General features: G+C 72.7%; 19 protein-coding genes. 17 read left to right on the top strand and 2 right to left on the bottom strand.

Going from position 1 to position 20,763, the window contains the following annotated elements; translation table 11 throughout:
* The first annotated feature begins 94 nt into the window (after nt 1–94).
* Together C4T78_RS08265 and C4T78_RS08260 are read left to right on the top strand one after the other, a co-directional pair.
* Nucleotides 95–979 (top strand): class I SAM-dependent methyltransferase, encoded by an 885-nt coding sequence (locus C4T78_RS08265; RefSeq protein ID WP_093358153.1) that lies wholly within the window; start codon nt 95–97, stop codon nt 977–979.
* 67 nt (nt 980–1,046) lie between these two features.
* Nucleotides 1,047–2,141: an AI-2E family transporter gene (locus C4T78_RS08260; RefSeq protein ID WP_235863876.1), complete on the top strand. Its 1,095-nt coding sequence runs from the start codon at nt 1,047–1,049 to the stop codon at nt 2,139–2,141.
* A gap of 163 nt (nt 2,142–2,304) precedes the next feature.
* On the opposite strand, the gene C4T78_RS08255 is transcribed toward C4T78_RS08260, so the two are convergent.
* Nucleotides 2,305–2,709 (bottom strand): DUF6292 family protein, encoded by a 405-nt coding sequence (locus C4T78_RS08255; protein WP_093146892.1) that lies wholly within the window; start codon nt 2,707–2,709, stop codon nt 2,305–2,307.
* A gap of 236 nt (nt 2,710–2,945) precedes the next feature.
* On the opposite strand from C4T78_RS08255, the gene C4T78_RS08250 reads away from it, so the two are divergent.
* From C4T78_RS08250 to C4T78_RS08215, 8 genes are all read left to right on the top strand, one after another.
* Nucleotides 2,946–3,206 carry a GlsB/YeaQ/YmgE family stress response membrane protein gene (locus tag C4T78_RS08250; protein WP_093358155.1) on the top strand — a complete coding sequence of 87 codons (261 nt, stop codon included), beginning with the start codon at nt 2,946–2,948 and terminating at the stop codon, nt 3,204–3,206.
* A 187-nt stretch (nt 3,207–3,393) separates the two neighbouring features.
* The gene (locus C4T78_RS08245; protein ID WP_093358156.1) at nt 3,394–4,458 is read left to right on the top strand and encodes a hypothetical protein; all 1,065 of its coding nucleotides are present in this window, start codon (nt 3,394–3,396) and stop codon (nt 4,456–4,458) included.
* Nucleotides 4,459–4,597: 139 nt separating this feature from the next.
* Nucleotides 4,598–6,139: an alkaline phosphatase D family protein gene (locus tag C4T78_RS08240; RefSeq protein ID WP_093358157.1), complete on the top strand. Its 1,542-nt coding sequence runs from the start codon at nt 4,598–4,600 to the stop codon at nt 6,137–6,139.
* A 7-nt stretch (nt 6,140–6,146) separates the two neighbouring features.
* A complete protein-coding gene (locus C4T78_RS08235; protein WP_093358158.1) occupies nt 6,147–6,986 on the top strand; it encodes a polysaccharide lyase family protein in 840 nt (279 codons plus the stop codon).
* A gap of 27 nt (nt 6,987–7,013) precedes the next feature.
* Complete coding sequence (locus tag C4T78_RS08230) at nt 7,014–7,595, top strand: GNAT family N-acetyltransferase (RefSeq protein ID WP_093358159.1); 582 nt, start codon at nt 7,014–7,016, stop codon at nt 7,593–7,595.
* Nucleotides 7,596–7,679: 84 nt separating this feature from the next.
* Nucleotides 7,680–9,011: a pyroglutamyl-peptidase I gene (locus C4T78_RS08225; RefSeq protein ID WP_235863877.1), complete on the top strand. Its 1,332-nt coding sequence runs from the start codon at nt 7,680–7,682 to the stop codon at nt 9,009–9,011.
* A 320-nt stretch (nt 9,012–9,331) separates the two neighbouring features.
* Entirely contained in the window at nt 9,332–10,210 is an 879-nt protein-coding gene (locus C4T78_RS08220) for a S1 family peptidase (RefSeq protein WP_093358160.1), read from the top strand.
* 226 nt (nt 10,211–10,436) lie between these two features.
* Nucleotides 10,437–12,962 carry a LuxR family transcriptional regulator gene (locus tag C4T78_RS08215; RefSeq protein WP_143186058.1) on the top strand — a complete coding sequence of 842 codons (2,526 nt, stop codon included), beginning with the start codon at nt 10,437–10,439 and terminating at the stop codon, nt 12,960–12,962.
* 18 nt (nt 12,963–12,980) lie between these two features.
* On the opposite strand, the gene C4T78_RS08210 is transcribed toward C4T78_RS08215, so the two are convergent.
* Nucleotides 12,981–13,730 (bottom strand): aminoglycoside adenylyltransferase domain-containing protein, encoded by a 750-nt coding sequence (locus C4T78_RS08210; protein WP_143186060.1) that lies wholly within the window; start codon nt 13,728–13,730, stop codon nt 12,981–12,983.
* 359 nt (nt 13,731–14,089) lie between these two features.
* On the opposite strand from C4T78_RS08210, the gene C4T78_RS08205 reads away from it, so the two are divergent.
* The 7 genes from C4T78_RS08205 (at nt 14,090) to C4T78_RS08175 (ending at nt 20,711) form a co-directional block, all read left to right on the top strand.
* On the top strand, nt 14,090–15,211 hold the full coding sequence (locus tag C4T78_RS08205) for a hypothetical protein (RefSeq protein WP_093358163.1): 1,122 nt from the start codon (nt 14,090–14,092) through the stop codon (nt 15,209–15,211).
* A 20-nt stretch (nt 15,212–15,231) separates the two neighbouring features.
* Nucleotides 15,232–15,579 carry a hypothetical protein gene (locus C4T78_RS08200; RefSeq protein WP_093358164.1) on the top strand — a complete coding sequence of 116 codons (348 nt, stop codon included), beginning with the start codon at nt 15,232–15,234 and terminating at the stop codon, nt 15,577–15,579.
* Nucleotides 15,576–16,394 (top strand): ESX secretion-associated protein EspG, encoded by an 819-nt coding sequence (locus tag C4T78_RS08195; protein ID WP_093358165.1) that lies wholly within the window; start codon nt 15,576–15,578, stop codon nt 16,392–16,394. The genes C4T78_RS08200 and C4T78_RS08195 overlap by 4 nt, the downstream gene beginning before the upstream one ends.
* Nucleotides 16,395–16,479: 85 nt before the next feature.
* Nucleotides 16,480–16,899, top strand: coding sequence for a YbaB/EbfC family nucleoid-associated protein (locus C4T78_RS08190; RefSeq protein ID WP_093358166.1), 420 nt, complete (start codon nt 16,480–16,482; stop codon nt 16,897–16,899).
* A complete protein-coding gene (locus C4T78_RS08185) occupies nt 16,899–17,201 on the top strand; it encodes a type VII secretion target (RefSeq protein WP_093358167.1) in 303 nt (100 codons plus the stop codon). The genes C4T78_RS08190 and C4T78_RS08185 overlap by 1 nt, the downstream gene beginning before the upstream one ends.
* The gene (locus C4T78_RS08180; protein ID WP_093358168.1) at nt 17,198–18,319 is read left to right on the top strand and encodes a hypothetical protein; all 1,122 of its coding nucleotides are present in this window, start codon (nt 17,198–17,200) and stop codon (nt 18,317–18,319) included. The genes C4T78_RS08185 and C4T78_RS08180 overlap by 4 nt, the downstream gene beginning before the upstream one ends.
* Nucleotides 18,320–18,452: 133 nt before the next feature.
* The gene (locus C4T78_RS08175; RefSeq protein ID WP_235863878.1) at nt 18,453–20,711 is read left to right on the top strand and encodes a translocation/assembly module TamB domain-containing protein; all 2,259 of its coding nucleotides are present in this window, start codon (nt 18,453–18,455) and stop codon (nt 20,709–20,711) included.
* The last annotated feature ends 52 nt before the right edge of the window (nt 20,712–20,763 follow it).

The following is a 20,763-nucleotide window of genomic DNA, read 5'->3' as shown; positions in this document are numbered from 1 at the left end:
CACCCGGGTGGTCGGGCAAGGTCCAATCGCGACCGACCGGACACCGGTGGAAATTCGGTGGCCCGCCCGGAGCCGCGGTCGCTAGTGTCCGGCCATGATCTACGAGCACCCCTTGGCGTACCTGCTGGGGCTCGAGGGAGTGGCGCTGCTGCGCAGCTTCACCGGGGAGCACGACAGGGAGTTCGTGGCCGAGCGGATCGCCGAGATCCGGCGATTGCTCGACGACGATTCGCTGGCGGACGCGGCGGTGGACGTCGAGCGGGTGGACTCGGTGACCGGCTACCGGACCTGGTCGCGAACCTACGACGACGGGCGCAACTCGGCGTTCGACTTCGACGAGCCCGCGGTCGGCGCGATCCTCGACGAGCTGCCCACCGGTGTCGCGGTTGACGCAGCGTGCGGGACCGGCCGGTTCGCCGAGATCCTGGCCGGGCGCGGCCACCGGGTGATCGGCGTGGACAGCTCACCGGAGATGCTCGCGCGGGCGCGCGAGCGGGTTCCCGCGGGCGAGTTCTCCGTCGGCGAGCTCACCGGGCTGCCGGTCGGCGGTGCAGCGGCGGATCTGGTCGTCTGCGCGCTGGCGTTGACGCACGTCCCGTCGCTGGAGCCGGTGTTCGCCGAGTTCGCCCGGGTGCTGCGCCCCGGCGGCCACCTGGTGATCTCGGACATGCACCCGGGCCGGGTGATGTTCGGCTCGGTCCCGCCGGTGCGCGATGCGGAGGGCAGGCCGGGGCGGCTGGTCAGCCACCGCCACGAGATCGGCGACTACCTGCGCACCGCGCTGCCGCTGGGGCTGCAGCTGCGCGGCTACGACGAACCCGGCCTGCCCGACCAGCCCGTCCCGCCCGGCCCGCCGCCGGCGGAACCGGGCCCGTGGGACTTCTGGCCGTGGTCGCTGGCCGGGATGGTGCCGGAGGCGACGCGCGCGGCCAGCGAGGGCATGCCGGCGATGATGATCTGGCACTTCCAGCGGAGCTGACGACCGGGCCACAGTGGACGGACGGGCCGCGCGTTTGGCGATCAGCGCGACGGGCCAACCACCAGCTGTGGGTGAATCCGGTGCGGACGGCGTTCCCCGCGGTCTGCGCGTCGCGGCCGCGGTCGGGTGGCGCCTGCTCGTGCTGGTCGCCGTGCTGTGGGTGGCGTGGCGGGTGTTCGACGCGCTCTACGGCGAGGTCATGTCGGTCGCGGTGGCCGCGCTGCTCACCGCGCTGATGGCGCCGGCGGTGAACTGGCTGGTGCGCAAGGGAGTCCACCGCACGCTGGCCGCCGGGCTCGTGCTGGTCGGCGGGCTCTGCGCGCTCAGCGCGGTGCTGGCGGTGGTGATCAACACGCTGGTGGCCGGGCTGACCGGGCTGACCGAACAGCTGGCCACCAGCGTCGAGCAGATCCGCGGCTGGCTGATCCGCGGCCCGCTGAGCCTGAACCAACAGCAGCTCAACGAGGTGTTCCACCAGCTCACGCAGGCGCTGCGGATCGACCGGGGCGGGCTGCCCACGACCGCGCTGGCCACCACCGGCACTCTGCTGCGGTTCCTGGCCGGGATGCTGCTCGGGCTGTTCACCCTGTTCTTCTTCCTCCGCGACGGCGGCCGGATCTGGTCGTTCGCGGTCCGCGCGACGCTGCCGCGTTCCGTGCGCGACCGGGTGCACGCGGCCGGGCGACGCGGCTTCGCGACGCTCGTGGCCTACGTCCGGGCGACGGCGGCGGTGGCGTTCACCGACGCGGCGCTGATCGGCATCGGAGCCGTCGTGCTCGGCGTGCCGCTGCCGTTCGTGCTGGCCGTGCTGATCTTCCTGGGCGCCTTCGTGCCCTACGTCGGCGCGGTGGTGACCGGTGGGCTGGCGGTGCTGGTCGCACTGGCCGCCAACGGGTTCGTCACGGCGCTGATCCTGCTGGCCGTGGTGGTGTGCGTGATGCAGCTGGAAGGCCACGTGCTGCAGCCGCTGCTGCTCGGGCACGCCGTGCGGCTGCACCCGCTGGCGGTGGTGCTCAGCGTCGCCTCGGGCTTCACCATCGCCGGGGTCGGCGGGGCGGTGCTGGCCGTCCCGCTGGTGGCGACGGCCAACACCGTCGTGCGGTCGCTGGCAGCCGACTCGCACGTGCCGCCAGGCCCCAGCACGAACGGGCAGCACCTCTGAACCGTGGCGGTTGCGCGTGCCGCTCGCCCGGCCGAACCCGAGCACTTCCCCAGGGCCGCTCCTGCATGCCACAGCACGGCGGGAGGCCGCCCCCGCCCGGAACCTGAACCCGAAGCGGCTGCCGCCGCCCACCCGCGCGCGGACAGCCTCGCCGACAGCGCTCTCAGGCGCGGAACTGCGCGAGCCGGTGCTCCAGCTCGTCGCCTGCGTTCGGCGTGCGGAACGCAGGGGGCAGCACCAGGCCCGGGCTGCGGCCGCAGACCGCGTCGCCGAGGAACTCCCGCACCACCTGCGGGTGCGGCAGGATGTCGCCGCCCAGGAACTCCAGCGCGGTGGTGTCACCGGTGCCGTCGGTCTCCACCCGCAGCGCCCAGCCGCTGACCTCGTCCCAGGTCAGCAGCAGCGGGAACTCCAGCAGCGTCGGCACGTGCGAGCGCACCAGGATGATCGCGGTCGCCAGCCCGTCGTCGAAGTCGACGTCCACTTCCGTCACGTCGTCCCCCAGCGCATCCGCCACGGACCGGATGTAGTCGACCAGGCCGCTGGCCGCCGGGCTCCTCGTGTCCATTCCCGTCCCCCCTCGGTGCTCGGACCTCGCTCCCCACGGGTATCCACGCCGAACGCGGCGCAGACGTACCGATGGCGTGAACCGTCCGCTGTGGACCTGCCGGTGCGGGCCCTGCCTCACCCGCAACAGCAGCACCCCCGCATCCCATTCGCAACCGAGGTGCCCGTCCGGGGCATGCGACGGGGGAACGGCGGGTAGTCAACGGAGCAACGCTGAAGCCAGAAGGGAGTACCACCATGGGGATCCTCAGCTGGATCGTGTTCGGCCTGATCGCCGGTGCGATCGCCAAGTTCATCCTCCCCGGGCGCGATCCCGGCGGCATCATCGTGACCATCCTGATCGGCATCGTCGGCGGGTTCCTCGGCGGTTGGATCGGGTCGCAGGTCTCCGGCACCGGGGTCAGCGGCTTCAACCTGATGAGCTTCGTGTGGGCGATCGTCGGCTCGCTCATCCTGCTGCTGATCTACCGGCTGATCTTCCACCGAAGCCACGCCTGACGCCCGCCGCCGTCAGTCGAACGGGCGCAACGCCCCGGTCCCGGGAAGCGAAAACCTGCACCCCTGCGCGGGATCTGCCAGAGTTGGGCGCACACGATCATCACCGCCGGTCGCGATCCGACCTGAGTGACGCGCGATGTCCATCCCGTGCCGACCCCGTCAGGCCCAGCCGCTTCCCGGAGACCTCATGGCATCCCCGTTCCCCTCTTCCGAACCCCGGCGCCGCGTGCACCTGGCCGGTTCGCTGCCGCGCAGCCTCGCCCCCGACGTCGCCTCGGGGATGCGCTGGGTGCTCGACCACGCAGGATCCGCCGAGCTCAGCGCGCTGCCCTGCGACCTGGACCCGAACTGGATCGTCGACTACCTGCTCTCGCGCGCCCGGGTCCCGGGACTGGAGGTCGCCAAGCCCGGCGACGGCAGCTGCTACGCCGAGATGCCGCTCTACCGGGTTCGCGCCGGGCACCGGCTGACCGTCGACGACATCGCGCTGGGCCGACCGCGCGAGGCCGTCGCCGCCGTCGCCGCGCGACGCGAAATCGGTGCCGACCTGCCCGTCCAGATCAGCGTCCCGTCCTCTTTGGACCTCGCCATCTTCACCGTGGGCATGGCGCAGTTGCCGCGCGTGCACGCGGTTTTCGAGCAGATGGTCATCTCCGAGGTGGTCCGCATCGCGCAGCGCCACCGCACCGAAGTGACCTTCCAGCTGGAGTCGCCGGCGGCCCTGTGCGCGCTGCACCGGGTGCCGCCCGCCGCCCGCCCGGCCACGGCGCGGCTGCTCGCGCACCAGCTGGCCAGGATCATCACCGCCGCACCGCGATCGGCGCGCTGGACGCTGCACCTGTGCTACGGGGATCTCTGCCACCGCGCGCTGTTCCAGCCTTCCGGGCTGCGCCCGGCGGTGCAGGTGATCAACGCGCTGGCGGCGCGGCTGCGAACGGTCGGGCACCCGGTGCCCGCCGTGCACATCCCGATGGCCCACGGCGACCAGCCGCCGCCCGCGTCGGCCGCGGCCTACGTGCCGCTGCGCGATCTCGCGCGCGGTGTCGAGGTGATCGCGGGCTGCGTGGACGAGGGAAACCCGGAGCTGTCCGCCCGAGCGCTGCGCCACACCGAAGCCGCGCTCGGCCAGCCCGTGGCCGGTGTCGGCGCAGCCTGCGGCCACGGCCGCCGCACCGCGGAGCAAACGCGCCTCAACCTCGAACTCGCCGGCCACCTCGCCCGGTCGAGCCGACTCCCGGCCGGCGTCGGGTGACCTCACCGGCGGCCTAGTCGGCGGCGCAACTCGATCAACCGGTCGCCGGTCGTACCGGTCCGGTCCACCTGCCCTTCACCTGCCGGCCGCTCCGGTCGATCAAGCTGGCGCGCGTTGCCACACCCCTGATCGGAGCACCATGACCACGACGGACCGGCGCACGTTCCTGCAACTCGCCGGGGTGACCTCGGCGGCGGTGGCCCTGGGCATCTCCGCGCCCGGGGCGGCCGGCGCCACGCCCGCCCGGCCGCTGCCCGACGGCACCTTCAGCCTCGGCGTGGCCTCGGGCGATCCCCGGCCCGACGCGGTCGTGCTCTGGACCCGGCTGGCCCCGCAACCGCTGGCCGCCGACGGCCACGGCGGCATGCCGCTGCGGCAGGTGCCGGTGCAGTACGAGGTCGCCGAGGACGAGCGGTTCGCGCGGATCGCCCGGCGCGGCACGGTGATCGCCTCACCGGAGCTCGCGCACGCCGTGCACCCGGAGGTCGGCGGGCTGCGGCCCGGCCGCGAGTACTTCTACCGCTTCCGCGCCGGCAACCAGCTCAGCCCCACCGGCCGCACCCGGACGCTGCCCGCGCCCGGCGCCCGGGTGGACTCGTTCAACTTCGCGACGGCCTCCTGCCAGGCCTGGTACCACGGCCACTTCTCGGCGCACCGGCACATGGCGGGCGAGGGCCTGGACGCGGTGCTGTTCCTCGGTGACTACATCTACGAGTACGGGATCACCTCCGGCAACCTGCTGCGGCGCGGGGCGCCCGAACTGGGCCCGGAGCACCGGGTCGAGATCGAGACGCTGGAGCAGTACCGGCTGCGCTACGCGCTGTTCAAGACCGATCCGCACCTGCAGGCCTCGCACGCCGCAGCGCCGTGGCTGGTGACCTGGGACGACCACGAGGTGCAGAACAACTACAACGCCGACCAGTCGGAGCACGGCATCTCCCCGGCGCACTTCCGGCACCGCCGCGCGGTCGCCTACCGCGCCTTCTACGAGCACCTGCCGCTGTCGCTGAGCGCGCTGCCGGAAGGCCCGGACAGCCGGGTGCACCGGCGCTTCGACGTCGGATCGCTGGCGCGGTTCAACGTCCTGGACACCCGCCAGTACCGCGACCCGGTCCCCGCCGACACCGCCGAACAGCACGCCGAAGCGCGCACGATGCTGGGCCGCGAGCAGGAGGAGTGGCTCTACGACGGGATGGCAGGTTCCCCGGCGGCGTGGAACTTCCTGGCCAACGGCGTCACGGTCGCGGCGATCACCGAAGATCGCGTCGACCAGTGGGACGGCTACCCGGCGGCGCGGCGGCGCCTCATCGAGGCCATGCGGCGCACCAGCAACCCGGTGGTGCTCACCGGCGACATCCACAAGCACGTCGCCGCAGAGCTCAAGGCCGACTTCGCCGATCCGGGATCGAGCACCGTCGGCGTCGAGCTGATCTGCGCCTCGGTCGCCTCCGACGGTGACGGCGCACCGACCGACAACTACACCGAGGACTGGCTGCAGCACCCGTACGTCAAGCTCTACGACGGCCGCCGCGGCTACGTGCGGTGCAGGCTCACCCCGGACGAGCTGGTGTCGGACTTCAAGGTCGTGCCGTGGATCGAGGCCGACGCGAACGCCCCCGCCCAGACCGTCGCCCGCTTCAGCACCCCGGCCGGCAACCCCGGTCTGCACAGGAAGGCCTGACTCCGCGATGCCCACCGCACCTCCGCCCGCTGCCACCGGTTTGCGCGGCCGGGGCGAACTCGCCCGCATCGTCGTCGACTGGGAACCCGCGCCGTGGCAGACCGTGGTCGACCACTACGCGGTGCACGGCGCGCCCGGCCCCGAAGTCGCGGTTTCCCCGGAGACCCTGCTGCTGAAGACCGTCTACCCGCACTTCCAGCACAACGGTCTCGGCGGCGCCGCGCAGCAGTGGACCTACCGCGTGGTGACCGTCGACGCCGCCGGTGCGCGCAGCCGCCCGAGCCGCGCGGTCACCGTCACCAGCCGCGAGTCGGTGAGCCGGTCGGGGATCCCGCTGGCCGTGGTCGGTGACTTCGACGGCAAGGGCCTGGAACTCGCCCTGTCCCCCAGCGGTTACGCCGACTACCCCACGGCTTTCCCGAACGGGGTGGACTTCCGGGCCGGGGCGGACGACCCGCGCACCGGCTGGTGCTACCTCCAGCCCGGTCCGGCCGACGGCTGGGCCGGGCGCCGCGATCACCGGTTCCGGCTGCGCTTCGAGCTCTCCGAGCTCCCGGTCAACGGTTCCGACCTCGCGGTGTGGCTCATCGACAGCCACGCGTCCAAGGCGGGTTCGGTGGTGCTGAGCATCAACGGCACCCCGGTCGACCGGCTGCGCTTCGAGAACGGGGCCACCAAGGGCTCCACCCAGGGCGACAGCACGCTGCCCGGGTCCCCGCTGAAGCCGTCCTACCTGGAGATGCGCCTCCCGCAGGTCTTCCGGGTCGGGGAGAACACCATCGACCTGCACAAGGACGACGGTTCCTGGATCGCCTACGACGCGATCGGGGTGTTCGCCCGCCGGTGAGAACCGATCGTGGTTGGATCGGCCGGTATGGGATCGATCTGGACCGGTGACCGGGTCAGCCTCCGCGGGATCGAACCGGAGGACTGGCGGGCGTTCCAGCACATCGACGCCGACACCTCCGACATGCGCGCGGTCGACGTGATCCACCCACCGCGCTCCGCGGAGGGCTACCGCCGGTGGGCCGCCGAGCAGGCGGTGAAGGAGCCGGTGGGCGACGAGTTCCAGCTCGCCGTGCACTCGCGCGCCGACGACGTGCTCGTCGGCGCGCTGTCGACCACCGGGACCGACCAGCGCGCCGGTCGCTTCGGCTACGGGATCGGCATCGGCCGCGAGCACCAGCGCCGCGGCTACGCCACCGAGGCCGTCGTCCTGCTGCTGCGCTACATGTTCGGCGAACGCCGCTACCACAAGTGCTCGGTCGGCGTCCACGCGTTCAACGAGGCCTCGCTGGCGCTGCACCGCGCGCTCGGGTTCGAGGAGGAGGGGCGGTTGCGCGAGCACGAGTTCTTCGCCGGGCGGCACCACGACGTGGTCGTGCTGGGCATGACCACCGACGAGTTCGCCGACCGGCACGGGTTCGGGGCGGTCGCGGAGTCCGGTGTGGACTGACGAGTTGGGGCCAGGGTCTGGCCCCGGGCGGGGTCGGTGGGATCGAATGTGTTCTTCGCACCAACCGCACCAAGGAGGACTCACGTGCGTCCAACGGTCCGCCGCAGCATCGCGTGCACGATCGCCTCGGCAACCCTGGCGCTGCTCAGCCCCGTCGCGTCGCAGGCGGCACCGAGCTGCACCGACCCGTCCCGCCCGCTGAGCGTCGAGGAGCAGCGGCTCTCCCAGCCCGTTCCGCAGGAACTGCTGGCCAGGAGCGGTTTCGCCGACATCGCCCCGGCGTTCGCCGCCGCGCTGTGCGAGGCAGGCGACCCGGCCGCCGCCGAACGGCTGATCAGCTCCAGCGGCGACCGGGTGTGGGAGCGGGCGGTGGCCCGCGCTCAAGGCCGGGACACCGCCGGTGACCTGCCCGCGGCCGACGACCGCCCGCTGTACTGGGCGCGGCTGGGCATGACCGCCGCGCTACGCCAGTGGACACCGCCGTTCCCGCTCGACGACGAGCAGCGCGACCAGCTGCTGTGGAGCCTGGAGCGGCATTCGCGCGGGCAGACCTCCGTGCAGTTCCCCCGCGGCGAGGGCGTCAAGCGCGTGCTGGTCAGCGGTTTCGACCCGTTCCAGCTCAACGGCGACATCCGCCGCAGCAACCCCTCCGGCGCCTCCGCGCTGGCCCTGGACGGGCTCGTGCTGAACACCGCGTCCGGGCCGGTCCGCGTCGAGACGGCGATGTTCCCGGTGCTGTGGAAGCCCTTCGAGCAGGGCATGGTCGAGCAGACCTTCCTCCCCCGCTTGCGGCCGGGCCGCGACCAGGTCGACGTGTTCGCCACCGTCAGCCAGGGCCGTCCGGAGCAGTTCGACATCGAGCAGTGGAACGGCCGCTGGCACACCGGCGTGGACAACAACGACGAGCAGCGCGACGGCGTCGCCGAGATCCCGCCGGGCGTCCCCACGGTCGAACCGGCGCCGGAGTTCGTGCCCTCCACCCAGCCCTACGCCGCCATCGTCGACGCCGACACCGGCCGCTACCCGGTCTTCCACAACACCGAGGTCACCGAGATCCCGGCAGGCGGAACCGAACCCGTGGTGCGCCCCGACGGTCCGACACCGGGCTCGGCGGCCCGCGCGGGCGGCGGGGGCAGCTACCTGTCCAACGAGATCGCCTACCGCACGACCCTGCTGCGCGACGCCGTGGGAGCGGATCTGCGCGGTGGCCACGTCCACACGCCGGTGCTGACCTTCGCCCCGGACAACGCCGGCGACGTGGTGGACCCGGTCTTCACCCGCAACCTGCAGGACATCATCGCCCAGGTCAGGGCGATCGTCGAAGTAGCGGCCACGGCCGAATCCGGTGAACCGGCGGTGACCGTGCCGAGGACCCCGCGCGACCACACCGGCCGCGTCCCCGCCCCGACGATGTAGCGGGACGGACGGTGCCGGGTCGCGCACCGGCCCGGCACCGCCGAACGTCCATTTTGGACGCCGGGCGACCACGCCGCGGAAGATCCGGCGCAATCGCTCCAATGGAGTGCGCCAGGTGGCAGGTGGGTTCGTGGGCCGTTCGGCCTCCCGCGAATGCACCAGACAGGCGTCTTCGCCAAACCTGTTGCCATTTCGCCGGTTTCGCGCACTTCAGGCCGCGACCCTGCGCCGGGAACGCGGTTCCGGGTGTCGGTGGGGTGGGTTACCTTGATCAACAATGCCCGTGATCTTCGGGCAGGTGACGATGGAGGACACCAGCAATGGTCGAGAAATTACGGGCGCCGCGGGCGCGCAAGCGCACCGCGGCGTTGGCGGCGGTGGCCGCGGTCGGCGCGCTCGCCGGCGTCGGCACGGCGCACGCCGATGAGCCGCAGGGCGGCGTCACGCCCTACATCATCGGCGGCTCCCCGGCCGATCAGACCTACTCGTTCATGACCTCGTTGCAGTACGAGCGCGACGGGAACCCGGACTCCCACCGGTGCGGTGGCGCGCTGATCAACCCCCAGTGGGTCGTCACCGCGGCGCACTGCGTCACGCAGGACTCCCCCGACGGCAAGCCCGTCGTGCTGGACCCGGCGATGTTCCACGTGCGGATCGGCAGCACCGACCGGACCACCGGCGGCAGCGTGGCCAAGATCCAGCAGATCGTGGTGCACCCGGACTACCAGGCGTTCCCCGATCGCTCCGAGGGCAACGACATCGCGCTGATGCGCCTGGACGCGCCCAGCGACCAGGCGCCCGTGCGGATGGCGACCGAGCTGACCGAGCCGGACACCGATGTGCGCCAGATCGGCTGGGGCTACATCGCCAACGAGGACAAGGGCGACCCCAGCAAGCTGCCGACCCAGCTCCAGCAGCTGGACACCACCGTCATCCCGCCGACCACGCCGAAGTGCGTGGCGGACGCGGGTGACGACTCGTGGGGCATCCGCGGCGGCGACGTCTGCACCGACAACCCGGAGGGCGTCCGCGGCCCGTGCGGTGGCGACTCCGGTTCGCCGCTGCTGACCCGGGAGGGCGACGGCTGGGAGCTGGCCGGTCTGGACAGCCGCGGCGTCGGTTCCGTCTGCGGTGAGTCCCCCGACATCTACACCGGTGTCGGCCACTTCCGCGGCTGGATCGACGGCGTGATCGCCTGATCCGACTCCGGGCCCTGCCCGCGGGCAGGGCCCGGACCGGGCGTGATGAGCGCCACAGCCGGCCCGGCACATCGCACCGGGCCAGCGGTTATGCTCCCGCGACGACCAGACCAATCCTCTGTGGACACCTGGTGCACTGCTGAGACGGCAGAACCAGTTCCACCATTTCACCCGAACCGGCCGCCCGGCTGGACTAAGCTCCCTGCTCTCAGGATCGGGGGCTCGGGTGGTTTTGTTCGGCAGGGACGAGTCGTTGCGGCGACTCGCCGACGCTGCGATCGCCGCGCAGGACGGGTTCGGCGGCCTGCTCGTGGTTCGCGCCGATCCGGGGCTCGGCCTGTCCGCCCTCCTGGACGCCCACGCCGAAGCGATGCGCAGCGCCGGACTTCCGGTGCGCCGGATCGCGGTCCTGCCCCCGCACGGCACCACAGTGCTGTCCGAGGGCATTCCCCCGCAATGGCCCGAGAGCGGCGTTGTCGTCATCGACGACCTGCACCGGGCCGACGACGCGACGCTGCTCGCGCTGCACGACCTCACCGAGGAACTGAGCGGCCGATCGCTGCTGGTGGTCGCCGGACGGCATCGCGGTGCCGCACCCGAACGCTTCACCCACCTCGAGCGCACTGCCGCGGTGCACGACCTCCTCCCGCTCGACGACGCCTCGGTGCACTCGCTGCTCACCGAACTCACCGGCGCGGAGCCATCCGATTCGCTGCGGCGACTGGCGGCCGGAGCGGCCGGAAACCCGTGGCTGCTGGCCCAGCTCACCTCGGAGAACCGCGCGCAGACCGTGACGGCTTGGGCCACCGGGCTGGCCGGATCCGATGCCGCGCTGCTGCGATTCACCGCGATCCTGGCCGATCGCGCGTGCGTGGAGGACCTGGCGGCGGCAGTCGGATCTACCCCGGCCGAGGTCCTGGCCGGTGCCGAGCGGCTGACCGCGCTCGGGCTGGCCGAAGTCACCGATGGTGTCGTGCGGCTGCGCCACGCGGTGGTGCGCGACGAGGTGGCAGCGACGTCGGCGGCCCTGCGCACCACCGCCGCGAAGGCTCTGATCAGCCGGAACGCTCCACCCGAAGCAGTCGTCGAGCAGCTGGTCCACGCGCCGGTGGACGCCTGGCTGGCGGCATGGCTCGGCCGGCACGCCGAGAAGCTGGCCGCCGATCCCACACCCGGGCTCGTGGACCTCCTCGAACGCGCCGTCGCCCACCTCGTGCCGGGCGATCCGGATCTGCTGCCGCTGCGGGCGGCGCTGGCCGAGGCGCAGCTGTGGTCCGGGCGGCTCGACGCCGCCGAGCACACCGCGCGCACCACGTTGATGGCTCGCCCGGACGCGCCGATCCGGCGCCGGTCCCGGGCCGTGCTCGCCCTGATCCGCATCGGGGCGATGGATCCCGAAGGTGCGGCGAAGGCCCTGGAACCGGAGCGCGAGCACGGTGAGCTGCCGCCGCGGCTGGCCGTGCTCGACGCCACCGCCCGGCTGCTCGTCGGCGACCTGACCGGGGTGGAGCACGCGCTCGACATCGCCGAACCGCACGCCGCGGACGACCCGGTCGTCGCGCTGTACCTGCTCAACATCAAGGCCATCGGCCGGTTCGTGTTCCGCGACCTGACCGGCGCGCTGGAGCTGCTGGACCAGGCCGATGCGCTGCTGGAGATCGCCGCCAGCGACCGCGGGCAACAGCTGATGACCCGCCTGCTGCGCGCGGTGGTCCAGGACCTGCGCCAGGAGCGGGCGGCCCTGGAAACCGCCGCGCGGGCGCGCCCGCTCGCGCGCGAGCTCGGCACCGGTCTGCTGGTCTGGCTGCACACCATCACCGCGCTCGCGCTGTTCAACAACGGCCACTGGGACGAATCCCTGGCCGAGATCGAAGCCGCCACCGCGCTGCCCGACCTGCACGGGTTCGACGGTCCGCTGCACGCCATCGCCATCGCCATCCTGGTGCACCGCGGCGACCTCCGCGCCGCCCGCGAGCACGCCGAGCTGGCCAACGGCGCGGAACCACGCGGGGTCGCCATCTTCTACGAGCAGATCACCGCCATCGGTCATGCCGTGCTCGCCGACGCCGAAGGCGATTCCGAGCGAGCGCTGGAGATCGTGCGCACCCTCGCCAACGGCGACGTGGGCGTGCACAACGGCCACGCGGTGAGCACCATCGGTGCGCGGATCGTGCGCATCGCGGTCGGCAGCGGTGATCGCGAGCTGGCCGAACGCGTGGTGGCGCACATGCAGGAGCTGGTCACCGGCGATTCGCTGGGCGAGCGCGGCGCTCTCACGTACTGCCAGGGCCTGCTCGACAGCGATGTGGACCTGCTGCTCGACGCGGCGCAGCAGTTCGCCGAGAACGGTTCTCCGGTCACCGCCGCCCGGGCGGCGCAGGACGCGGCGAAAGTGCTTGCGGCGTCCGGCAGATCGGCGGACGCCCGGGCCGCCTACCGAACCGCGATCGAGCGCTTCACGGCGCTGGCCGCCGCCGGCGAGATCCACCGCGCCGATGCCGAGCTGCGCGCCTTCGGCGTCCGGCGCGGAGCGACCGGACCGCGCCGGAGGCCCAAGCACGGCTGGGAAAGCCTCACCGCGGCCGAACACCGCGTCGCCGAGCTCGTCGCGCAGGGGCTGACCAACCGGGAGGCGGCCGAGAGGCTGATCGTGTCGGTCCGGACGGTCGATTCCCACGTGTCGAAGATCCTCGCCAAGCTCGGCTACGCCTCGCGCGTCGAGATCGTCCTCGGTTTCGAGCGCCGCAGCTGAGCTCGCGCCGGGCGGACGCTATGCCGAGACCTCGGTGATCCGGCCGAGGGCGTGGTGGACGAACCGCTGGACGGCGCGCGGGTCGAGCTCTGCGGCGGGAAGGCAGCGTTGACGGTCCAAGGCGGTTCGAACCAGCTCTCCGTCCGCGCCTGACACGAGATCCAGCGCCCACCGGCCGCCGTCGACCTTGGACACGAGAGCGCCGTCCACGGCGAACCGCCACGCCCGGCAGGCGTTGAGCACCGCGTACTCGCCGGGAGCGTGTCCGGTGCACCAGCGCAGCTCGCTCGCCAGCTGAGCCAGGACCAGGTCGTCGGGGACCGGGGCGAACGCCTCGGGCGCCGGGCGCCCGGGGCCGAGGAGCCGCCCGGCATTGCGGCAGACGGCGAAGTGCAGCACGAGGTCGGGATCTCCCTCGCGATCGCGGCCGTCAACGCACTTGGTGTCCTCCGGTGCCGTGGTCACGTGCAGCTCGAACTCAGGTCGTGCCGTGGGGTGCTGGGCCGCCGAGAAGGTGACGATGCTCAACTCCAGCCCGTGCGCGGGGCACGGCAAGCGCTCGCGGCTCAGCCGCTGCGCAGCAGCCGACTCCTCGACCGCCGTCATCGGCCCTTCGCAGACGACGAGGACGTCGACATCGCTGCGGCGTGCGTCGAACCCGCCGAGCACTGCAGAGCCGTGCAGGTAGACGCCCACCAAGCGCGGTCCCAGCGTTGTGGCCATCGCGGCTGCGACGTTGCGGGCGTAGTCCTCCACAACCGCGTCCACGATCGCGACTATAGGTCCGTGGTCGAGTCGTTTGTTCGCCCGCTGTCGCCGGGCTACTCGTCCTCGGGGAGGTTTCCTCCGTAACCGAGGCGGTTCCGGCGTCCTGACGGCCGGTCGCGAACATCGACGCTCGCCCGATTCGTCCCGTTAACGTCCTGATCTTCGCAGGTCAGCGTGAAATCCGTGAACATCAGCAATGTTGCGGATGTTTCCCGGACCCGGGTCTGGTGATCTCAGTAGGTGCCCGCGTCTGGGGAAGCGGGCACGTTCCGGCGCGCAGCACGCGTGCCCCGCTGAAACTCGTTGGCCGTGTTCGGCGCATGCAGCCGCGCGCCGTTCTGGGAGGCAGAAAACCGCAGATGAGCGACGAATCCGCAGCGAACCTCATCGATACCGCGTCGGCAGGTGTGCAGGAGCTTGCCGCGGCCGCCACCTCCGCGCTGGCGCAGGCCGGCCCCGCCGGGGTGCTGGCGGTGCCGGTCGTGGACGCCCTGCGCAACGTCTGGGAGGGCTACTTCGGCTCGCCGATCCCGCCTGACGGCACCAACTGGAACTCCTACTCCCACGAAGAGCTCTACCAGATGCTCTGGCAGAACGCCGACGTCGGCGATGTCAGCTCGATGGCGGCCGAGTGGGGGCAGCACCGCACCGAGCTGGCCGACCACGCCGAGTCCATGCGGCACGAGCGCAACGCCATGCAGACCAACTGGAGCAGCGAGTCGGCCGGCCTGGCCACCAGCCAGCTCGGTGAGCTCGGCGACCGCACCTCCGGGATCAGCGACCGCGCGGGCACCGTGCAGGGCGCGACCCAGGAGGCCGGCGACGCGCTCGCGGTCGCGCGCAACACGATGCCGCCACCGCCCGGCGACCCGACCGGCTCCGCGCTGACCAGCGCGATGGCCGGGGCCGGTGCCGGTGCGGTCATCGGCGGGATCGTCGGCGCGGGTGCCGGTGGCATCGGCGCCGCTCCCGGGGCCGCGATCGGCGCCGCCATCGGCGCGGTGGCGGCCGGCGGCGGCAGCCTGTTCATGTCCAACGTCGCGGCTGCGCAGAAGAAGGCCGAGGCGGTGCACGTCATGCAGCAGTACGAGGCGAGCCTGCGCAACAGCAGCCGGGCCATCGCGCCGCCCGGTTCGCTGGAGGCCGCCGGGTTCAACTCCCCCGCATCGACCACCGCCGCCGGGTTCAGCGGTGGTGCGGGCAGCGGCAGCGGCGGCGTGCCGTGGGGCCGGTTGGTCGGCGCGGAGCAGCTGGGCGGTGGGGCGCGCAGCGGATTCGGCGCGCTGGACGCCGCTTTGGCGCGTTCCGGCGGCCTTGGCGGCCTGGCCGGTCGCACGGGCAGCGGCAGCATGATGCCCGGTGCCGGTGGCGCCCGGCGAGGCGAGGAGGAAGACGAGCAGCTGCACGAGAACCGCCTGCCCACCATCGACCAGAAACTCTTCGACGACGACCGGCCGGCCAGCGCCCCGGTCATCGGCTGAGCGCAGCACAGGAGCGAACGTTGACTTCCGAAGCAGCAGCGGGACACGGCTACCAGGTCGCCCCGCAGGGACTTTCCGCGCAGGTCGAGGCGCTGTCCGGGCTCCGCGAGCGCACCACCGGACTGGTCGGCTCGGCGGGCAGGCTGGCCGAGCGGCTGCCGCAGCTGGGCACCGCGCCGCCGGCGATCCACCTGGCGATGCGGCTGCGCGAGGCCGGTGGCCGGTCCGGGCTCAGCGGCGAGATCAGCGCGGCCGACGCCGAGCTGAACAACTTCCGCACCGCGCTGGGCGAAACCGTCAGCGGCTACCTCGCCTCCGACGACAGCGCCGCGCAGGCGTTGCGCAACACCGGTGGTGACCGGGCATGACCACGGCGTCCGCGCGACGCGCACCCGCTCCCATCGAGTTCGGGCAGGTCGAGCTGGACCTGCTGTCCACGCACGCCGGGGTGCCGCTGCCGTTCCCGCTGCGCGTGCCGTCCTTCGGCCGCATCGCCGGTGAGCGGGAGGTGCTGCTGGCCACCGCGGGCCACACCCTGCGGCTGCGCGGGTTCGCCGACGAGGACGGGCCCGCCGGTGCGGCCGGTGAACTGGTCACCGCGCTGCGCCAGCACCGCGGCACGGTCGACCTGGTGCTGGTCGACGAGACCGGGGTGACCGCGGTGGTGGCCATCGTCTACCGGTCCTGGGCGCTGATCTGCGTGCAGCGGCTGGACAACGACCCGGCGCAGCCGGTGCGGATCCACCGGGTCGCGGCGGACGCGCTGACCGACGCGCTGCTCGACCTGATCCCCGACGTCGCACCGGCCCGGACGATGCCGATCACGCTGCCCGAGCGCGCGGTGGCCACCGCCGGTCAGCTGGTCGGCGAGATCGAGGACGACCGGGAGAAGGAGCAGCGGCTGCGCGCTCTCGTCCGCGACTGCGGCGGGGACCCGAACGCGCTGGACCAGCTCGCGGGGCTGCTGGCCGTGCTGACCGGTCGCGGTCAGGTCGGGGCCACCCGGCGCGGCGCGGGCGAGAGCACCCGGGCCGGTGCCGAACTGTCCTGGTTGGACGGTCCGCGCGGGCGGGTGCGGGTGGTGCCCGCCAAGCACGGCTGGGTGAGCGTCAACCCGATGCGGCCCAACGACGTGCGGTTCGCGGTCGAAGACCTGGCCAGGATCGCCCGCGAGCCGCGGTGACGCGGAGCTGAGCCGGCTTCCCCCGGCCAGACCGCGCCGGCTCGGCGACCACGCAAGCACCAACAGGCTCTTACGGAGGGAAAAGGTGGAAACAGCAGCTCAGTGGCTGGCGGGCTACGACGAGCGGCTCGCCAAGGCCGCCGCGGACGCCAAGGCCGCGAACGAGAGCCTGCGCCAGATGAGCGGGACCGCGACCTCGCCGCGAGGTGAGATCACCGTCCAGGTCGGGCCCAGCGGCGCGATGGAGGACATCCGGCTCACCCCCGCGGCGCGGGCGATGGAGGCCGAGCAGCTGGCGCAGCTCATCCTGACGACCTCCCAGGAGGCGCAGCGCTCCGTCGGGGCGCAGGTCGTGGAGATCATGACCGAGTACGTCGGCGACGGCCCGGCGCTGGACTTCGTCAAGGAGAACATGCCGCCCGCCGCCGGGGTCGACGCCGCCGCGCGCCGCCCCGCCAGCGACGATGACGACGACTTCTTCGCCAACCCGGTGGTGATCGTCTGATGGACCTGCAGGTCGATCCCGCCCAGATCCGGGCGCACGCGAACACCGTCGCCGGGCTGGCGAGCGGGTTGTCCGACGCGGCCGGCGCGGTGCCGGCAGGCCCTGCGGAGAACTCGCTGGGCACCTTCCTGGGCTTCCTCACCGCCGGGCTGGGCGCGGCCATGAGCCAGACCGGGCAGGCCATCGCGCAGGCGTCCTCCGCGGTGGAGGCGGTCAGCTCGGCGCTGGTGCGCACCGCCGAGGACTACGAGCGCACCGATGACGACAACGCGGTGCGGCTGCTCCAGGAGGATTCGCGATGACGGTGCAGATCACGATCGGCGCGACCCGGCCGGAGGAGCTCGAACAGCTCAAGTCGACCATCGCGGCGGTGCGCGACCGCAACTGGCTCTCCGGTGGCCTCAGCGGCGGCGAGAACCCCGGGATGAGCTCGCTCGGTTCGACGAGCGACCCGCTCTCGGCGCTGTCGGACTCCGGGTTCGGCTTCATCACCGGGTCGGTGTCGTTCCTCGGCGAACCGCTGCAGCAGCTGGCCGGCGACCCCAGCTCGGTCTCCGCCGGGGCCCAGGGCTTCCAGGACACCGGGCGCAACGTCTCCTCGATCGCCGACTCCTACCAGCAGTCGGTCGGCCCGGAGACCAGCGGCTGGTCCGGTGACGCCGCGGCCGGGTACCTCAAGACCGGGGCGGAGCTGGTGGACGGCATCGCCGGGCTCGGCGACGCGAGCGTGGCGCTGGCCGAAGCGGCGACCGGCGCCGGCGAAGCCGCGGCCAAGGCGCTGCAGGAGGTCACGACGCTGATCACCGAGGCCACCGGCCGGATCATCGTGATCCTCAACCAGGCGATGGCCGCGGCGGCGGCGACCTTCGGCGCCAGCGTGGCGGCGGCGATCCCGCAGGCGGTGCAGGTCGCGGCCGAGTACGGCGGCCGGATCGTGGCGGTGATGCAGCAGCTGCTCTCCAGCGCCCAGAACCTGATGCAGCACGTGGGCACGGCGACGAAGGCGGTCGGCGCGCTCACCGACTCGATCTCCACGATCAGCGAGCTCGTGCAGCGGTCGACCGGAACGTCGGACACCGCACCGACGTCCAGCACCGGCCCGACCTCGGGCAGCACGCCGACGTCGAGCACGCTGCCCACCTCCGCGAGCACCTCGACGTCGAGCACGCTCCCCACTTCGGGCAGCACTCCGTCAGCGGGCACGTTCCCCGCTTCGGGCAGCACACCGGTGTCGAGCACGCTGCCGACGGCCGGCAACACCTCGATGTCCGGCAGCCTCCAGGTGCCGACCGAGGACGCCACGCCGGAACCCGAGACGTCCGGCACCAGGCCGGCGCCGGGCATCACGTTCACCGCGACCATCACGCCGCCTTCGCCGTCCTGGTCCGACGAGCGGACGGATCCGCCCGGCCGCGCCTGACCCCGCAGCGACCTGCGACGTGCCATCGCCCCGGCGGTGGCACGTCGTTGCGCGTGCCGGGTGAATCCCGTCTCCGCCGGGTCGCGGGTCCACTACGGTGGGTGCGGTGAGTTCGTGGTCGATGGGACGAACATTGACTGGCTGGGCGAGGAACACCGCAGAACCCCTGACCGACGCCGAGCGCCGGTTGGACGAGCTGCTGGCGCAGGGCAGGACGGCGGAGTCGGCCGCCTACCAGGCCGAGCCCGCGAGCGTTCCCGACGCAGAGCAGCAGATCCGCGGCGAGTACCTCGCGGCCCGGCTGGTCGAATCGCTGGAGGACGGCAGCCGGGTGTTCACCCGGCGCGGCGCGCAGCCGCTGGTGATCGTCGTGGAGCACGCCACGATCACCGGTCAGCTGGACCTGCGCAACGTGGATCTGCCCTACCTGCTGGAATTCGTCGGCTGCCGCTTCGACAACGCGCCCGACCTGCGGCAGGCCCGGCTCGCCGGGCTGGTGCTGTGGCACTGCCGGTTCCCCGGGATGCACGCGCGGAACCTCGCGGTCGGCAACGACGTGGTGCTGCGCAACTGCGCCAGCGTCGGCGGCATCGTCGACCTGGCCGATGCCGACCTCGGCGGCTCGCTGCTGCTCAACGACAGCGAACTGCGCAATCCCGGCCAGCGCTGCGTCTACGCCGACCGCCTGTCGGTTTCCGGTGCGCTGCTGGGAATCCGGCTGCGCACCGCCGGCGAGATCCGCATCCCCGGCGCGAAGATCGGCGGCAACCTGACGCTGTCCGGCGCCGCCCTGCGCAACCGCGGCGGCAACGCGATCAACGCCACCGGCATCCGCATCGGCGGCTCGCTGCGGCTGGACGCCGACCCGGCGACCGGCCGGTTCTTCACCTCCGCGGGCACGCTGCGGCTGCCCAGCGCGCACATCTCCGGTGACCTGCGGCTGCGGGACGCCGTGCTGGAACCCGGCGTGCGGCCGCCGGATCCCGGCAACTCGCACTACGACGACCCGACCGCGGCGCTGATCGCCGACCGCTGCGAGATCCGCGGAGAGGTCCAGCTCGACCAGGAGTTCCGCAGCGGCGGCACGCTGCGCCTGGTCAGCGCCGTGGTCGGCGGCAACCTGCGGATGACCGGAGCCGTCGTCGACGTGAGCTGGCTGCGCTCCCCCGCCGAGTCGGTGCTGCACCCGCTGCGCGCGGTGAACCTGGACGGCACCAGGGTTTCCGGCAACATCGACGCGCGGTCGGTGGACGTGCGCGGGCAGTGGCGGATGACCGACGTCAAGGTGGGCGGCAGCGTCCAGCTCACCCGGGCGCAGCTGACCGGCCCGCGCACCGACGTCCTGGTGGGCAGCAGGCTCTCGGTGGGCAGCAACCTGGAGTGCCGGGACGCCGAGCTCGTCGGCTCGCTGCAGCTGCCGGGCGCGCAGATCGGCGCGAGCATCGACCTGCGCGGCTCGCGGCTGACCAAACCGGCCTGGCACCCGCACCGCAACAACTACAAGCCATCGCTGGACCTGCGCGCGGCGCGCATCGAGCGCGACCTGGTCTGCGCCGAAGGTGACCGGGTGTTCTCCGCGGAGGGCACCGTGCAGCTGCGCTGGTCGCAGATCGGGCGGCACGTCAACTTCTCGGGCTGCGAGCTGGGCGACGGCGCGTCGCGCACGGCGTTCAACGCCTCCGGGGTGCAGACGCAGGAGCTCACCCTGCTGCCGCGCACGCCGCCGCGCGGCCGGATCACCCTGCGGCAGGCCCAGTGCGAACTGCTCGCCGACAACTCCGCGGTGTGGGAGTCCCGCAGCGGCGTGGACTGCGAGGACTTCGCCTACCAGAACTTCTCGGAGTCCTTCGAGCTCGACGACCAGGAACGCGTGCGCCAGCGCCTCGGCTGGCTGCGCGCCACCGCGGGCGGCGCCTACCAGCCGGGGACCTACGACCAGCTCGCCGAGGTCTTCCGCAGCAACGGGCTGGAGGAACACGCGGTCGCGGTGCTGATCGAGAAGCAGCGCCACCGCTACGCGGCGATCGCCCGCACCGCGCGGCCCGGCCTGCGCTGGCCGGTGCGGCTGTGGAGCTGGTTGCAGCGGGCCACCGTCGGATACGGGTACCGGCCGATGCGGGCGGTGGGATGGCTGGCCGCGTTCGCGGTGGTGGGCACCGCCTGGTTCGTCTTCCACCCGCTGGTGCCGGTCAACGAGCAGGACCGCCCGGTGTGGAACCCGCTGCTGTACACATTGGACCAGATGCTGCCGGTGGTGAGCCTCGGCCACGACGACATGTGGCAGGCCCGAGGCCTCTCCCAGTGGGTCACGGTGGCCCTGGTGGCCGCGGGCTGGACCCTGGCCACCACGGTCGCCGCAGGCTTCAGCCGGGCCCTCCACCGCGAACGCTGACCACCCCGCGGCGCCGGGCGGGTGTCGGTTTCGCGAGAATTGACCGCCTCCC

This window comes from Saccharopolyspora kobensis (assembly GCF_900108315.1).
Classification (GTDB): Bacteria; Actinomycetota; Actinomycetes; order Mycobacteriales; family Pseudonocardiaceae; genus Saccharopolyspora; species Saccharopolyspora kobensis.
The sequence above is the reverse complement of the archived record's forward strand: the minus strand, read 5'-3'. Positions and strand labels throughout refer to the sequence as shown.

Bases quoted from the DNA above. Each gene is read 5' to 3' on its own strand.
- C4T78_RS08240 (WP_093358157.1), top strand. From the start codon at position 4,598: ATGACCACGACGGACCGGCGCACGTTCCTGCAACTCGCCGGGGTGACC.
- C4T78_RS08255 (WP_093146892.1), bottom strand. From the start codon at position 2,709: ATGGACACGAGGAGCCCGGCGGCCAGCGGCCTGGTCGACTACATCCGG.
- C4T78_RS08230 (WP_093358159.1), top strand. From the start codon at position 7,014: ATGGGATCGATCTGGACCGGTGACCGGGTCAGCCTCCGCGGGATCGAA.
- C4T78_RS08185 (WP_093358167.1), top strand. From the start codon at position 16,899: ATGGACCTGCAGGTCGATCCCGCCCAGATCCGGGCGCACGCGAACACC.
- C4T78_RS08180 (WP_093358168.1), top strand. From the start codon at position 17,198: ATGACGGTGCAGATCACGATCGGCGCGACCCGGCCGGAGGAGCTCGAA.
- C4T78_RS08205 (WP_093358163.1), top strand. From the start codon at position 14,090: ATGAGCGACGAATCCGCAGCGAACCTCATCGATACCGCGTCGGCAGGT.
- C4T78_RS08235 (WP_093358158.1), top strand. From the start codon at position 6,147: ATGCCCACCGCACCTCCGCCCGCTGCCACCGGTTTGCGCGGCCGGGGC.
- C4T78_RS08250 (WP_093358155.1), top strand. From the start codon at position 2,946: ATGGGGATCCTCAGCTGGATCGTGTTCGGCCTGATCGCCGGTGCGATC.
- C4T78_RS08245 (WP_093358156.1), top strand. From the start codon at position 3,394: ATGGCATCCCCGTTCCCCTCTTCCGAACCCCGGCGCCGCGTGCACCTG.
- C4T78_RS08265 (WP_093358153.1), top strand. From the start codon at position 95: ATGATCTACGAGCACCCCTTGGCGTACCTGCTGGGGCTCGAGGGAGTG.
- C4T78_RS08195 (WP_093358165.1), top strand. From the start codon at position 15,576: ATGACCACGGCGTCCGCGCGACGCGCACCCGCTCCCATCGAGTTCGGG.
- C4T78_RS08220 (WP_093358160.1), top strand. From the start codon at position 9,332: ATGGTCGAGAAATTACGGGCGCCGCGGGCGCGCAAGCGCACCGCGGCG.